10 protein-coding genes are annotated in these 13,547 nt (G+C 72.2%); 7 read left to right on the top strand and 3 right to left on the bottom strand.

From position 1 onward, the window contains the following. Window positions 1-187 precede the first annotated feature (187 nt). Window positions 188-3,115 carry a BTAD domain-containing putative transcriptional regulator gene (locus tag QFZ71_RS27100; RefSeq protein ID WP_307670765.1) on the top strand — a complete coding sequence of 976 codons (2,928 nt, stop codon included), beginning with the start codon at window positions 188-190 and terminating at the stop codon, window positions 3,113-3,115. A 7-nt stretch (window positions 3,116-3,122) separates the two neighbouring features. Here the strand turns inward: QFZ71_RS27100 and QFZ71_RS27095 are convergent, their stop codons facing one another. Both QFZ71_RS27095 and QFZ71_RS27090 read right to left on the bottom strand, forming a co-directional pair. Continuing rightward, a complete protein-coding gene (locus QFZ71_RS27095; protein ID WP_307670764.1) occupies window positions 3,123-4,988 on the bottom strand; it encodes an FAD/NAD(P)-binding domain-containing protein in 1,866 nt (621 codons plus the stop codon). Further along, the gene (locus QFZ71_RS27090; RefSeq protein ID WP_307670763.1) at window positions 4,985-5,470 is read right to left on the bottom strand and encodes a GNAT family N-acetyltransferase; all 486 of its coding nucleotides are present in this window, start codon (window positions 5,468-5,470) and stop codon (window positions 4,985-4,987) included. The genes QFZ71_RS27095 and QFZ71_RS27090 overlap by 4 nt, the downstream gene beginning before the upstream one ends. Before the next feature lie 194 nt (window positions 5,471-5,664). Here QFZ71_RS27090 and QFZ71_RS27085 point away from each other — a divergent pair, with 194 nt between their 5' ends. Genes QFZ71_RS27085 through QFZ71_RS27065 form a run of 5 tightly spaced genes read left to right on the top strand, consistent with a single transcriptional unit; the run spans window position 5,665 to window position 12,268 of the window. Continuing rightward, window positions 5,665-6,627, top strand: a complete 963-nt coding sequence (locus QFZ71_RS27085) for an amino acid ABC transporter permease (protein ID WP_307670762.1) — start codon at window positions 5,665-5,667, stop codon at window positions 6,625-6,627. Window positions 6,628-6,635: 8 nt separating this feature from the next. Then, on the top strand, window positions 6,636-7,388 hold the full coding sequence (locus tag QFZ71_RS27080; RefSeq protein ID WP_307671601.1) for an amino acid ABC transporter ATP-binding protein: 753 nt from the start codon (window positions 6,636-6,638) through the stop codon (window positions 7,386-7,388). 19 nt (window positions 7,389-7,407) lie between these two features. Next, on the top strand, window positions 7,408-8,343 hold the full coding sequence (locus QFZ71_RS27075) for an ABC transporter substrate-binding protein (protein ID WP_307670761.1): 936 nt from the start codon (window positions 7,408-7,410) through the stop codon (window positions 8,341-8,343). Beyond that, complete coding sequence (locus tag QFZ71_RS27070) at window positions 8,343-9,416, top strand: LLM class flavin-dependent oxidoreductase (RefSeq protein ID WP_307670760.1); 1,074 nt, start codon at window positions 8,343-8,345, stop codon at window positions 9,414-9,416. Before QFZ71_RS27075 ends, QFZ71_RS27070 begins: the two co-directional genes overlap by 1 nt. A gap of 35 nt (window positions 9,417-9,451) precedes the next feature. Further along, the gene (locus QFZ71_RS27065) at window positions 9,452-12,268 is read left to right on the top strand and encodes a helix-turn-helix transcriptional regulator (RefSeq protein WP_307670759.1); all 2,817 of its coding nucleotides are present in this window, start codon (window positions 9,452-9,454) and stop codon (window positions 12,266-12,268) included. Here QFZ71_RS27065 and QFZ71_RS27060 read toward each other — a convergent pair. Further along, a complete protein-coding gene (locus QFZ71_RS27060) occupies window positions 12,235-12,627 on the bottom strand; it encodes a helix-turn-helix domain-containing protein (RefSeq protein ID WP_307670758.1) in 393 nt (130 codons plus the stop codon). The genes QFZ71_RS27065 and QFZ71_RS27060 overlap by 34 nt on opposite strands. Before the next feature lie 80 nt (window positions 12,628-12,707). Here QFZ71_RS27060 and QFZ71_RS27055 point away from each other — a divergent pair, with 80 nt between their 5' ends. Beyond that, window positions 12,708-13,508: a shikimate dehydrogenase gene (locus QFZ71_RS27055; RefSeq protein ID WP_307670757.1), complete on the top strand. Its 801-nt coding sequence runs from the start codon at window positions 12,708-12,710 to the stop codon at window positions 13,506-13,508. The last annotated feature ends 39 nt before the right edge of the window (window positions 13,509-13,547 follow it).

Here is a 13,547-nt window from a genome sequence, read left to right as displayed (position 1 = left end):
ATTTCAAGCCAGTTGACTGCGGACCGACAACATGACGCGCTTGCGGTCTACCCTCGCAGAGGGATCTCGTAGTCACGGAGAAGTCGCATCGGCGGGGCTGACAGCCATCTTCAACCGAGTGGGGGACCGGTGATATGAGAGCGAATGAGGAGTTTCCGCCCCCGTCGTTCCACGGACAGGGGGCTCGATGAGGTTCTCCATACTCGGGCCGCTGAACATCACCGACAAGGGACGTCCCGTTCCTCTGCGGAGCGTCACCCAGCGGGCCCTGCTCGGCTATCTCCTGTTGCACGCGAATACCGTGGTGGCGACCAGCAGCCTCCTGCAGGCCCTCTGGCGGGAGGAGCCGCCGCCCACCGCGAGGAAGATCGTCCAGAACGCGATCTCCGGTCTGCGCCGCGCCCTGGCCGAACCCGACGGCGACCGCTCCAGGCTCCTGGTCACCTACGCGCCCGGCTACATGCTGCGCGCGGATCAGGCGACCATCGACAACTGTGAGTTCCAGGAACTGGCCAGGACCGGCCGGGCTGCACTGGCCGCCGGGCAGTGGGACGAGGCCGACCGCCACCTGCGCCAGGCGCTGGCGCTGTGGAACGGCCCGGCGCTGGCCGACCTCGTGGAGGACGGCTACGACTGGCCCGAACTGACCGCCCTGCAGAACGCCCGGCACTCGGTGCTGGAGAACCGGATGGACGCGGCACTCGCCGCGGGCCGTCACCTCGACGTCATCGGCGAACTGGAAGCCGTCGTCAGCGCCGACCCCCTGCGCGAACGCCTGTGCCGGCAGCTCATGCTGGCGCTGTACCGCTCCGGACGGCAGGCCGAGGCCCTGCGTGCCTTCCGCCGCACCCGCGCCGCCCTGGTCGAACAGCTGGGTCTCGACCCCGCCCCGGAACTGCGTGAGCTGGAACGGGCGATCCTCGACCACGACCCCTCGCTGGCCAGCGGTGGAACGGCGATCCGCATGGCCTCCCGGGGAACGACGGCTCCCCCGCCCCCCGGGAGCGCCGAGACCGTCGGGCGGTCCGCTCCGGCGGCCGTGCTCGGCACGCCGCCGGGCACGGCCGCCGGGCCCGGTCGGGCGCGCGGTGGTTCCCCCGACCGTCCCGAGGACGAGCACAAGCGGGTGACGGCCGTCTTCGTCCGCGTCGACACCTCGGACTGCTGCGCCCCTCCCGAGGTGCTCGACCGTCTGCTCCAGCAGGTCCGCTCCGCCGTGCGGCAGCAGACCTGCCTGTACGGGGGACGGAACCACGGCTCCATGGGCCCCGTCACCCTGTCCCTGTTCGGCACCGCGCAGACCCAGGAGGACGACGTGCTGCGGGCTGTCCGGATGGCCCGGGACGTCGCCGCGTACGCCGAGCAGGGGGTCCGGCTGCGGGTCGCCGTCTCCAGCGGGGACGCCCTGGTCCTGCGGGCGCCCGCGACCGAGGTGGACGACGACCCCGTGGACGTCGCGGGCCGGTTCATGGAGACGGGACTCGGCCTGCTCCTGGAGGCCGCCCCCGGTGTCGTACGGGTCTGCGAGGCCACCCGGCAGGCGTGCGCGGAGCATTTCGGCTTCGCGGCCAGGGGCACGATGCCCGGTGGACACGACGTGACCGTGGCCCTGCGGCCCGCGCTCGCGAGCCGGACCCATCTGCCGTTCGTCCAGCGGGACCGCGAACTGGAGCAGTTGCGCTGGTGGGTCGAGGAGGTCCGGCGCAGCAGGCGTCCGCACCTGGTGACCGTGCTCGGGGTGGCGGGCATCGGCAAGAGCCGACTCATGCACGAGCTGCGCCGGGACGTCACCGAGCGGCCCGGGATGGGCTGCCTGGTGGGCTGCAACCGGGCGCTGGGACCCAAGGACCCGTACACTGCGCTGGCCGGCGTGGTGCGCGCCTACCTCGGAACGAAGAACGACGATCCGGCACCGGAGCAGAACGGCAGGCTGGACGCCGCGGTGACCGACCTCGTCGGCACCGGACCGATCTCGGCCCAGCTGGCCAACGCGTTACGCCCCTTGCTCTTCGCGGCCACCGGGAACGAAGCCGGTCGGCACGCGCTGGCCGACCCGGAGTGCCGGCAGGCGGTGTTCACCGCGTGGCGCAGGTTCGTCGAGGAACTGGCGGTGCGCGAGCCACTTCTGATCATCCTGGAGGATCTCCACCGGACCGACGACGCGCTGCTGAAGTTCATCGGCGATCTCACCGAGAACGTCGGCAGCCTCCCCCTGCTCGTCGTCGTCACGGCCCGGCCGGAGTTGGTCAACCGCTCGCCGTACTGGGCCAGCGGGCGGCGCAACGCCACCACGATGAGCCTGGAACCCCTCTCCCGTACGGGCATCGAGGCCCTGCTGAGCAGCGTGGCCCGCCCCGGATCGGGCGGGCACGCGCCCGAGTCGTACGCCACCTTGACGGAGCAGTCCGGGGGCAACCCGCTGTTCGCACTGGAGTACGCCCGCATGCTGGACGGCGCGGCGGACGACCATCAGCCGCGGTCGGCGTGCGGGCGTCAGCGGCTTTCCGGGGCCGAGCCGCCGGTGCCGCCCCGGGTGCACGGCATCGTCTCCGCGCGGCTCGACACGCTGCCGACTGCGGAGAAGTCACTTCTCTACGACGCGTCCCTGTTCGGCAGCCCCTTCTACGAGGTGGAGCTTGCCGCGCTCAGCGACCGGGACCCCGAGGAGATCCAGGAGTGCCTCAGGTCCCTGGAGCGCCGAGAGTTCCTCCAGCGCTGCCGACTGGGGCCGGAGCTCGGCTCCGTCGAGTACGACTTCGTCCACAAGCTCGTCGGCGCGGTCGCCTACTCGCGCATGTCCCATGCCCGGCGGGCGGAGACGCACCGCAGGGCCGCGCAGTGGCTGGCGGACCGCTCCAACCGGCCGCTGGCGCTGCTGGTCCACCACTGCCGGCAGGCGGTGGGCCACACCCGCGACGCGAACCTGCCCGTCAAGGACATCTCCGCGCACGTCTGCGACATCCTGATCGGCGCGGGCCAGCAGGCAAGGCGGCGGCAGGCGCTCAGGGCCGCCCGGTACTGCTACCGCTCGGCGCTGGAGTTCTGCGCCACGGGCGACCCGCAGTGGGAGGTGCTCCAGCGGCGGCTGCACGAGGAGGCGCGGTCTCCGGTCTGAGACGGTGTCACCCCGAGGACGCGGCGGCGGCCAGGGCGGAACGGGCCACCGCGTCGGTGAGGCGTGAGGAGACCGGGTCGACGCCGGGGCGGGTGAAGTTCCCACCGGCGAGGGCGGTGGTGAACGGACCCAGTGCGAACCGCCGCGGGTGCCTTCGCCCCGTCGCGTCGAGCACGGCGCCGTCCCGCCCGTCCACCGCGGCCAGCCCCGTGCGGTGGCTGAACCCGTCCTCCGTGCCGCCGCTCTCCGCCAGCCCGCCGCGCGCGTACAGGAGCCGGAGCAGCGGGTCCCTGCTGGCGGGCAGGGCGCCGACGGGCAGCCGGGCCTCGACCAGGGCCCCGGCCGTCACGGGATCGCCCGGGACGGCCGGGCTGCCCGCCTCGAACCGGCCGGCGGCGGCGCGCACCCACATGTCCGGACCGACGAACCGCACCACACCGGCCTCGGCCAGGGCGGTCAACTCGCGGACCCGGTCCGGCGGCGGGCCGCTGGCCAGGTGGTTGAAGAAGCCTGCCCACCATCCGTCCACGTCGGCCGCGCGCGAGCGGAGCGAGAACCGGCCGCTGTCCACCAGAGCGGGAAGCCGGCCGAACACCGACAGCAGGCCGTGGACGGCGCCCAGATGCGCGCTGTGCCGGGGGTCGGACCGGCGCTCCAGGGCAGTGCGCATAGAGCGGCCCACGCCTCGGTGCAGAGCGGCCCGGTCGGGGAAGGCCGCCTCGCCGAGGGGTCGGTCCAGGGCGGCGAGGTTCAGGACGTCGGCGGGGTCCACGACCGTGCGCCGCAGCAGATCACTCAGCTCACGGCTGTCCCACGCGGCCGCCGCGTACTGTTCCGCGAACGTGTCGGGACCGCACCGCACCCGGTCGGGGTGGGCGGTGAACAGTTCGTGGTAATAGCCCCATCCGACCTCCTTGGCCGCGTGCGGCCACACGTCGCGGAAGAAGTCCAGCCGCCCGGGTGACTCGCGCAGAACACGCTCGGGATCGAAGTACGCAGGCAGAGGGGGCGGGGACGACAGCGCGTAGGACGGCTTGGGCGGGAACGGCACTCCGCGCCGGGAACCGACGTACAGAACCGGCTCCTCGCCGCTCGGCAGGTACCGCAGGGTGTCCGGTCCGTCCTCGGTGTACCGGCCCCCGCGTCCCTCGGTGACCAGCACCATCAGGTCGGTGAAGGCCAGGCCGAGGCCGCGTACGAGAACCCGCGCGCCGGGCCGCAGGACGGAGAGGTCCTGGTCGGCGGTGTAGCCCGGCGGGAGGTAGCACAGTCCGTGGCGCCCGGCGTGGGCGGCCATGGCCTCCTGACCGGGCGAGAGCTCCACCTCCTGATGCCCGACCGCGAGCACCACGGCGTCGGCCTCCACGGCTCCTCCGCCAGCGAGAACGACCCGCTGGCGCCCGCCGTGGTCGCGCACGTCGACCGCCCGGTCGCGGTGGTGCCGGAACCGGGTGCCAGGGGGAAGGCCGGCCACCGCACGTTCGAACACCCAGCTCAGGTAGTGGCTCTGGAGCCGGCGGGTGGGATACGAGGTCTCCGACAGGTTCTCCAGCTCCCGGGCCACGCCGGGGTCGTCGACGCCCTCCCCCCGCCGGCGGGCCCAGTCGTGCAGCGAGGGCCCCGACCGGATCGGTCCGGCGCAGGCCACGCCGGCGCCGGTGAACATGGTGACGTGCGCGGCCATCGTGTTGAGCATCAGCAGCGGTGACTGGTCGTGCCGCCAGACCCGTCCCGGGCCCGGCCGGCAGGGGTCGATCAGGTGCACGTCCAAGGGCCGGTCGCCGAGCAGTTCGGCGGCGTTGGCGCCCAGCCGCTCCAGTACCGAGACGCCGCTCGGTCCGGCACCGACGATCACCACCGTCACCGGCTTCACAGCGTCTTCTCGAAACAGAGCGCGAGCCTTCCGTCGTCGGGCGCCGGAGGGCAGGCCACCCGGCGGTAGCCGACAGAGCCGTACAGTACGCTCGCCTCCGGCTGCCGGGGGCCGGTCGTCAGGTACAGCCTGCGGTATCCCAGCCGCCGCGCGGCCTGCTCGATCTCGGCGAGGACCCGTCGGGCGAGCCCGAGCCGGCGACGGTGCGGGTGGGTCCAGATCCGTTTCAGCTCCGCGGTCCCGGCGTCATGGCGGCGGAAACCGCCGCCGGCCACGGTCTCGCCGTCGAGGGTCAGGACCAGGAAGCCGCCGTGGGGCGGGGCGAACTCGTCCCGGGTGGAGCGGCTCATCTCGTCGTGGGCCGAGGGACCGTAGCGGGCCAGGTACTCCTCCGTCAGGCCCCGGTGCAACGGCGCGACCCGGGGGTCGTCGGCCGGCACCCGGTGCAACTCGATCCGTGCCGCGTCCCACGTCGGTTCCATGCGCCCCAGTCGACCAATCCGGGCTGCCCCGGTCAACCGCGTATGTGTCCTCGGTAGCCGCCCAGTGGGCACGCCCACCGCCCGGTAACTCCTGGCGAACTGCCCGTCAGGGGCCGTTGAAACGTGTTCGCCGTCCTCCTTAGGTTCGAGCACGACCGGGTCGGACCACGCCATGTCGCAACAGGGAAGTGCTGATGACATCTGCGCCCTCTCACGCCACCGCCGATGCGGTGGACGCCTCGGGCCGACGCGGCGCCCGCGAGCTGCTGGCCCTGCGCCGGGTCCCCGCGCCGAGACCCGGCCGCTGGCTCGTCAGCGCGCTCCTGCTCGTGCTCCTGGCGCAGTTCCTGCACGGGCTGGGGACCAACCCGGGATGGGAATGGCCGGTGTTCCGGCAGTTCTTCGTCGAGGGCAGCATCATGCGGGCGCTCGGTCTGACATTGGAACTCACTGCGTACGGCACCGCGTTGGGCTTCACGCTGGGACTGGTCATCGCGCTGATGCGCCTGTCCGGAAGCTGGCTGCCGGCATCGGTGGGCTGGCTCTACGTGTGGGTGTTCCGTTCGGTCCCGCTCATCGTCCAGCTGCTGTTCTGGTTCAATCTCGCCTATCTGTACGACCGGTTGTCGTTCGGCGTGCCGTTCGGCCCGGAGCTCGTCTCCGTTCCGACCATGCGCCTGGTGGGCCCCATGGGCGCAGCCGTGCTCGGACTGGCGCTCCATCAGGCGGCGTACGCGGCGGAGATCATCCGTTCCGGCATCATCTCGGTCGACCGCGGCCAGGTGCTGGCAGCGGCCGCCCTGGGCATCCCCCGCCGACGGCAGCTCACCCGGATCGTGCTGCCCCAGGCGATGCGGACCATCCTGCCGAATGCCTTCAACGAGTTGATATCCCTCCTCAAGGGCACGTCGATCGTGTCCGTGATGGCCTTGGGCGACCTCTTCTACCAGACGCAGGTGATCTACGGCCGCAACGGCCGCGTGGTCGCCCTCGTCATGGTCGCCACGATCTGGTACGTGATCCTCACCGGGCTGCTCTCCGTCCTCCAGTACTACGTGGAGCGGCGGTTCGCGCGCGGCGGGTCCCGGGCCCTTCCTCCCACACCGCGGCAACGGCTGCGCGCGGCGCTCTCCGGCACAGGGAAGGCGGAGCGGTGAACGACCCGATGGTCGAGATCGTCGACGTGCACAAGAGCTACGGCGCCAACAGCGTGCTCAAGGGTGTCGATCTGGTGGTGAACCAGGGAGAGGTCACGGTACTGATCGGCCCCTCGGGCGCCGGCAAGTCGACCCTGCTGCGGATGATCAACCACCTGGAGAAGGCCGACCGCGGCCTGGTCCTGGTCGCCGGGGAGCTGATCGGGTACCGGCGGGCGGGCAACCGCCTGCGCGAGCTGCGGGAGAGGGAGATCCTGCGGCAGCGGACCGGGATCGGGTTCGTCTTCCAGGACTTCAACCTGTTCGCCAATCTCACCGTGGTCGACAACGTGGCCGAGGCGCCCCGGTCCGCGCAGGGCCGTCCCGCCGAGGAGGTGTACCCGCTCGCCCGCGAACTCCTGGAGCGGGTCGGGCTCGCGGACAAGGCCGACGCCCATCCGCGGCAGCTCTCCGGCGGCCAGCAGCAGCGCGTCGCCATCGCGCGTGCCCTGGCCCTGGAACCGAAGCTGCTGCTGTTCGACGAGCCGACCTCGGCGCTCGACCCCGAACTCGTCGGCGAGGTCCTGGACGTCATGAAGTCCCTGGCCGCCACCGGCACGACCATGATCGTGGTGACCCATGAGATGGGCTTCGCCCGGGAGGTCGCGGACCAGGTGGTCTTCATGGCCGACGGCCGGGTCGTGGAGCAGGGACCACCGCAGCAACTGCTCAGAACTCCGGCACACGAGCGCACCCGCGCGTTCCTCACCAAGATTCTCTGACCCCACACGGAGGTAACCAATGCGTCGATTCCTGGCGGGTGGCTGGGTGTTCCTGCTCCTGCTGACCGGGTGCGCCGACGGCGACGAGCTCACGGCCGCCACGAGTTCCGGCCTCAATCTCACTCCCCGGCAGAACCGGCTCACCGCCGCCGAGGTCGACGAGGTCGCCGCGCTGGTGCCCGAGCGCGTGCGCCGGACGGGCGTCCTGCACATCGGCGGCACGATCGACAACACACCGCCGCTGAGCTGCTACGCGACCGACAACAAGACTCCCATCGGGTTCGAACTGGACATCGCCGTCCTGATCGCGGGGGTGATGGGTCTCGAGCCGGACCGTGAGGTCACCTCATGGGAGAACATGTTCCTGGGCGTGGACAGCGGGAAGTACGACGTGGCGTTGTCCAACATCTCGGTCACCGAGGAGCGGATGAAGACGTACGACTTCGCCAGCTACCGCCGCGACCGCCTCGGTTTCGAGGCGCGGGAAGGCAGCGACCTGAAGGTCGACGAACCGGCCGATCTGGCGGGCAAGAACGTCGCGCTGGCCTCCGGGTCGACCCAGGAGAAGATCATGCTGGAGTGGAGCGCCGAGAACCGCGAGGCCGGGCGCCCCGCGATCAACATCCAGTACTACCAGAAGGCGTCCGACTACTACCTGGCGCTCCGGTCGGGGCGGGTGGACGTCTACGTCGGTCCCAGTTCCAGTGTCGTCTATCACGCGGAGACGACCGGCGAGACCGAACTGGTCGGTGTGGTGGACAGCGTGACGGACACCATCGACAGCCAGGTCGGCGCCATGAGCCGCAAGGACGACGGAACGTCGAAGGCGGTCGCGGCGGCTGTGAACGAGCTGATCCGCAACGGCAAGTACCAGAAGGTGCTCGACCGTTGGGGACTGGGCGACCAGAAGATCAGCGAATCGCTGGTCAATCCCTCGGTCGGGGAGGGTGCCTGATGCGGACCCCGTTGTACCTCGGGGCCGCGCTCGACGGTCTCGGCGCCCACCCGGCCGCCTGGCGGCTGACCGGCACGCCTCCCGAGACGCTGTTCGACCCGGAGCGCGTCGTGTCGCTCACGCGCCTCGCCGAGCAGGGCGGACTGGACCTGGTCACCCTCGACGACCAGGTTCCCGCCACCCCGGAGCCGGGGCACGCCCACGGCTCCCTCGACGCCTGGCTGGCCCTCACCCTGGCGGCCTGCCGAACCTCGCGCATCGCCCTGTTCCCCACCGGTGTCGCCCGGGGCGAGCCGGCGGTGACGGCGGCCAGGGCGGTCACCCTGGACCGCATCGCCGGGGGCCGCGGCGGCTGGCGGCCCCGGGTGGCGCTCAGCGACGATGAACGGCGCCGGGCCACCGCCGACCCGGAACGCTACGCCGCCTTCACGGAGGAACGCTTCGCCCACGCCGAGGAGTTCGTCGCCTCGGTCGCCGCGTTCTGGGACAGCCGGCGGGAGGAGTCCGTGCTCAGCTCGCACGCCGTCGATCTGTCGGGAGACCGGCTGACGGTGTCCGGGCACGCCCGGGTGCCGACGGCGTCCTCCGGTCCGCCGATGACCGCGGTCCTGGCCCACTTCAGCACGCCTTTCCGGCTTGCCGCGCGCCACGCCGACCTCGTCTTCGTCACCCCGTTCAGCCGTACCGACGTCGACGCTGTCCGCGAGGAACTGGACGGGCTGCGCGCGGCCCTCGGAAGCACACGGGCGCCACTCGCCGTCCTCGCCGACCTCGACGTGGTGGTCGCGGCGACCGGGTCCGAAGCGACCGCGCGCAGGAACCGCCTCGACCGCTGGATACCGTTCACCTCCGATTGCGCCACCTTCACCGGAACGCCGGAGCAATTGGCGGACCTCATGGAGGAATGGCACAGAGACGGCGGGGTCGACGGTTTCCGGATTCGCCCGTCCGTGTTGTCCGACGACCTCACCGCTGTGGTGGAGGCCGTGGTGCCGTGTCTACGGAAACGGGGTCTGCTGGGAGAAAATCCCGGCATTCCACTGCGCTCCCGGCTCTTCGGCGCTTCCGTCTGATTCCGCCTTACCGCGTTCGCTCTGGGGGAGACGTCATGCTTTTACTGGAACGTGAAAAACACATATCACTCCTGAAGTCGCTCGTCGGTGAATGCCTGGCCGGCCGGGGACAGGTGCTGTTGATCGAGGGCGTGGCAGCGAGCGGCAGAACGGCCCTGCTGCGCCAGGCCGTCGAGGACGCGGAGCGGGCGGGCCTGCTGGTCATGCGGGCCTCGTGCTCCCCGGTGGAGAAGGACCTGGCCGGCAGCGTCCTCAGCCAGCTCCTGCTCAGCATTCCGGCACCGGGTGCCCTGGCCGATCAGGCGGCTCCGGGCTACCACGAGTTCTGCCGGCAGATCCTCCGCCGGACGGCGCAGGTGCCGCTGGTCGTCGCCGTCGACGACATCCACCACGCCGACGCCGAGTCGGCACAGAGCCTGCTGTACCTGGCCCGCCGACTGGGAGCGGCCCGGGTCCTGCTGGTGGTGACCTCCCAACGGGACGACGGGCAGGCACCTCCCCTGTTCGCCGCCGAACTGCCGTGCGAACTGGGGACCCACCGCGTGGAGGTGGAACCTCTGTCCGAGGACGGCACGGCCGCCCTGCTGGCGGAGCGCCTCGGCCCGCGGACCGACACGGCCCGGCTCGCGGCCGAATTCCACCGGATCAGCGGCGGCAATCTCCGGCTGCTCGACGCACTGACCGAGGACGCTCGTCGCGGCGGCCGGAGCGGCCACGACCGCGTCACCGCACGGGGATACGGCGCGGCCGTGGTCAGGCTGCTGCGGCGCGGGGAGCCGGCCCTGCTGCGCACCGCGCAGGCGCTGGCCGTCCTGGGCGGGCGCGGTACTCCGGAGCGGGTGGCCCGGCTCACCGGGCTCGACCAGGAGACCGAGGCGGGCACCGGGACCCTGACCGGGTCAGCGGCGGTGGAGCGGGCGATCGCCACGATGACGGCGACAGGGCTCCTGCGCGACGGCCGGCTGCCACACCCGGCGGCCCGCGAGGCCGTCCTCTCCACCGTGACCGGAGCCGACCGCGCCACCCTCAACCAGCACGCGGCACGGTTGCTCCACGATCTCGGGGAGCCGGCGTCGGCAGTGGCGTGCCACCTCGCGCAGGCACGCCGGCGGGTGGAGCCATGGGCGGTGCCGGCGCTCGTCGAAGCCGCGGAACACGAACTGCTCGCCGAGCGGAACGAACGTGCCGCCCGCTATCTGGAGCTGGCGCACGAAGCCTGCCCCGAGCCGGCCGGCCGCGCCGCCGTACTGGCGAAGCTGACCGACGCCCGGTGGCGGGTCAGCCCGTCGGCCGCGGCCGGGCACCTGACGCCGCTGGTGACCGCGGCGCGGACGGGAGACCTCGGCAACGGCTGCCTGCCGGACCTCGTACGGCAGCTCCTGTGGCACGGGCGGCACACGGACGCCGCCGCGGTGCTCGGCCGACTGCGCGAAGCGGCGGCCTCGGACGCCTCGGTGGCGCAGGAGGTCCGCCACCTCGACTCCTGGCTGGCCTTCTCCCATCCCCGGTTCGCGCACCGGCGGACCCAGCCGACCGCTCGGGCCGCGTTCGGCAGCCCTCACGCCGCCGAAGGCGACCTGACGGCACCGGCCGGTGACGATCCGTGGCTGGCCCTGGCCGGATCGCTGTGCGACCGGCTGGTGAGCGGTCGCGGCGGCGACCGGGTGGCCTCACTGGAGGGGTCACTGCGCAATCTCCGTTCCCGTGGCAACCCGGCGTGGGCGCACGAGACCGCGGCCCTGGCCCTGCTCGGCCTGCTCGATCTGGGCCGCTACGACCTGGTGCTGCAGCAGTGTGCGGCGCTGGTCGTGGCCGGCGGCGAGGACGAGGCACCGACCTGGCACGCCGTGCTGGCAAGTCTGCGCGCGGAGGCGCTGCTGCGCCGCGGCGACCTGGCCGACGCACTGCGGACGGCGCAGGAGGCCCTCACCCTGCTGCCGTCCCACGCCTGGGGGGTGGCCGTCGGGTTCCCGCTGGGCACTCTCGTCACGGCGGCGGTTCGGTCGGGCGACACGGAGACAGCCGAACGGTATCTGGCGTTCTCCCCGCCCGAGGCGATGTCGCAGAGCCGTTTCGGCCTCTACTACCTGCACGCGCGCGGCACCTACCACCTCGCCGTCCAGCGAGCCTACGCCGCGCTCGCCGACTTTCTGGCCTGCGGCGAGCTGGTCACGGCCCTGGGGCTGGAGGCCGCGGCGCCGGTCCCCTGGCGCACCAGCGCCGCCGAGGCGTGGCTGCGGCTGGGCAACGACGATCGGGCACGCCGCCTGGTCCGGGAAGAGCTGGCCTGCTCGGACGCCTCGGGCGGCGCCGGCAGTGCTCGCGGGCGGTCGCTGCGGATGCTCGCCGCGGTCAGCACCCCCGAGCGGCGACCGCAGTTGCTGCTGGAGGCCGTCGAGCTGTTCGAACAGTACGGGGAGCAGTACGAGCAGGCACGGGGCCTGGCCCACCTCGGCTACGCCTACTCGGCCCTGGCCGACAACCGCCGGGCCAGGACGACACTGCGCCGGGCCCGGTACCTCGCCACGACCTGCGGGGCGGCGCCGCTGGGCGAGGAACTGCTCGCCTTCCAGGGAACCTCGGACACCTCGGTGTCCTGCGAGGACGACGGCAGCCGACTGACGGAGGCCGAGCGGCGGGTGGCACACCTGGCCGTGCTCGGCTACACCAACCGGGAGATCGCGGCGAAGCTCTACATCACGGCCAGCACCGTGGAACAGCACCTGACGAGGGTCTACCGGAAGCTGGACATCAAGCGCCGACGGGATCTCCCTGCCGACCTGGGCACCACCACCCTGCACGGGCGGCAGCGCCACGCTCAGCGGCCGTCGACCAAGCGTTCGGCGTCGTAGGCGTGCCGCGCGTCGGAGATCTCTTCGCGGTGCCGGGTGGCCCAGTCGGTGAGCGAGAGGAGTGACTGATGCAGTTCCTGCGCCATGGCGGTGAGCCGGTACTCGACCCGGGGCGGAACGGTGGCGTACACCGTGCGCGTGAGCAGGCCGTCCCGCTCCAGGTTCCGCAGGGTGAGGGTGAGCATGCGCCTGCTGATGCCCTCGATCGACCGCTCCAGCTCCGTGAACCGCACGGGACCGCGGGCCGCGGCGACGATGATCAGGATGCTCCACTTGCCGGCCACGCGGTCCAGCACTTCACGCACCGGACATGCCTCGCCGACGATCTCGTGCGGCGTTTCCGTCTTCACCTGCGGCATGGGACATCTCCTTCCCCCGCCTCCCATGGTGCCAGGCCGGTGTCCCCTGTTACAACAGCGTGTCCGATGGGAGCCCGGAAGTGACCGAAACTCCTCTGTCGGGCGCTACGCGGCTGTACGCGGTCGTGGGCGACCCGGTGACCCAGGTCCGGGCTCCGGAGCTGGTCAACCCGGTGCTGGCCGCCCTCGGCATCGACGCCGTGGTGGTGCCCGTGCACGCCCCGGCGGAGCATCTCGCCGCCGTCGTGGGCGGCCTGGTCCGGGCGGGCAACGTCGACGGGCTGCTGGTCACGGTCCCCCACAAGGCCGCTGTGTGCGCCCTGGCGGACGAGCTGGGGCCGGCCGCTGCGCTGAGCGGTACCGCCAACGCGATGCGGCGCGGTGCCGACGGCCGCTGGCTCGCCGACAACTTCGACGGGCTGGGCTTCGTCCGCGGGCTGGAGGCTGCCGGGCATCCCGTGCGGGGCGGACGGGTGGTCCTGGTCGGCGCGGGCGGGGCCGGGAGCGCCATCGCGGTGGCCCTGCTGACGGCGGGTGCCGGGCCGGTCTGCGTACGGGACGTCGACGCCGCTCGGCTCGCCGGGCTGCTGGCGCGGCTCGGCTCCCGGTGGCCCGGGACCGTCCGTGCCGAGGCCCCCGGGGACCTGGCGGCAGCCGACCTCGTCGTCAATGCGACACCGCTCGGGATGCGCCCGCGCGACGCGCTGCCGTTCGACCCGGCCGACGTCCGGGCGGACGCGGTGGTGGCGGACATCGTCATGAAACCCCACGAGACCGCCCTGCTGCAGGCAGCGGCCGCCGCGGGCCGGCGAATTCACCACGGTGTCCACATGCTGGAGCAGCAGGTGCCCTGCTACCGGGAATTCTTCGGCTGGCTCTGAATTCGGTCACGCCCTAGGGGGATTGCCTCCGTACGGCCG

This window comes from Streptomyces sp. V2I9 (assembly GCF_030817475.1).
Classification (GTDB): domain Bacteria; phylum Actinomycetota; class Actinomycetes; order Streptomycetales; family Streptomycetaceae; genus Streptomyces.
The sequence above is the reverse complement of the archived record's forward strand: the minus strand, read 5'-3'. Positions and strand labels throughout refer to the sequence as shown.

Excerpts from the sequence above, each read along its gene's own strand:
- QFZ71_RS27090 (WP_307670763.1), bottom strand. The coding sequence starts at position 5,470 with ATGGAACCGACGTGGGACGCGGCACGGATCGAGTTGCACCGGGTGCCG.
- QFZ71_RS27100 (WP_307670765.1), top strand. The coding sequence starts at position 188 with ATGAGGTTCTCCATACTCGGGCCGCTGAACATCACCGACAAGGGACGT.
- QFZ71_RS27070 (WP_307670760.1), top strand. The coding sequence starts at position 8,343 with ATGCGGACCCCGTTGTACCTCGGGGCCGCGCTCGACGGTCTCGGCGCC.
- QFZ71_RS27085 (WP_307670762.1), top strand. The coding sequence starts at position 5,665 with ATGACATCTGCGCCCTCTCACGCCACCGCCGATGCGGTGGACGCCTCG.
- QFZ71_RS27080 (WP_307671601.1), top strand. The coding sequence starts at position 6,636 with ATGGTCGAGATCGTCGACGTGCACAAGAGCTACGGCGCCAACAGCGTG.
- QFZ71_RS27075 (WP_307670761.1), top strand. The coding sequence starts at position 7,408 with ATGCGTCGATTCCTGGCGGGTGGCTGGGTGTTCCTGCTCCTGCTGACC.
- QFZ71_RS27065 (WP_307670759.1), top strand. The coding sequence starts at position 9,452 with ATGCTTTTACTGGAACGTGAAAAACACATATCACTCCTGAAGTCGCTC.
- QFZ71_RS27060 (WP_307670758.1), bottom strand. The coding sequence starts at position 12,627 with ATGCCGCAGGTGAAGACGGAAACGCCGCACGAGATCGTCGGCGAGGCA.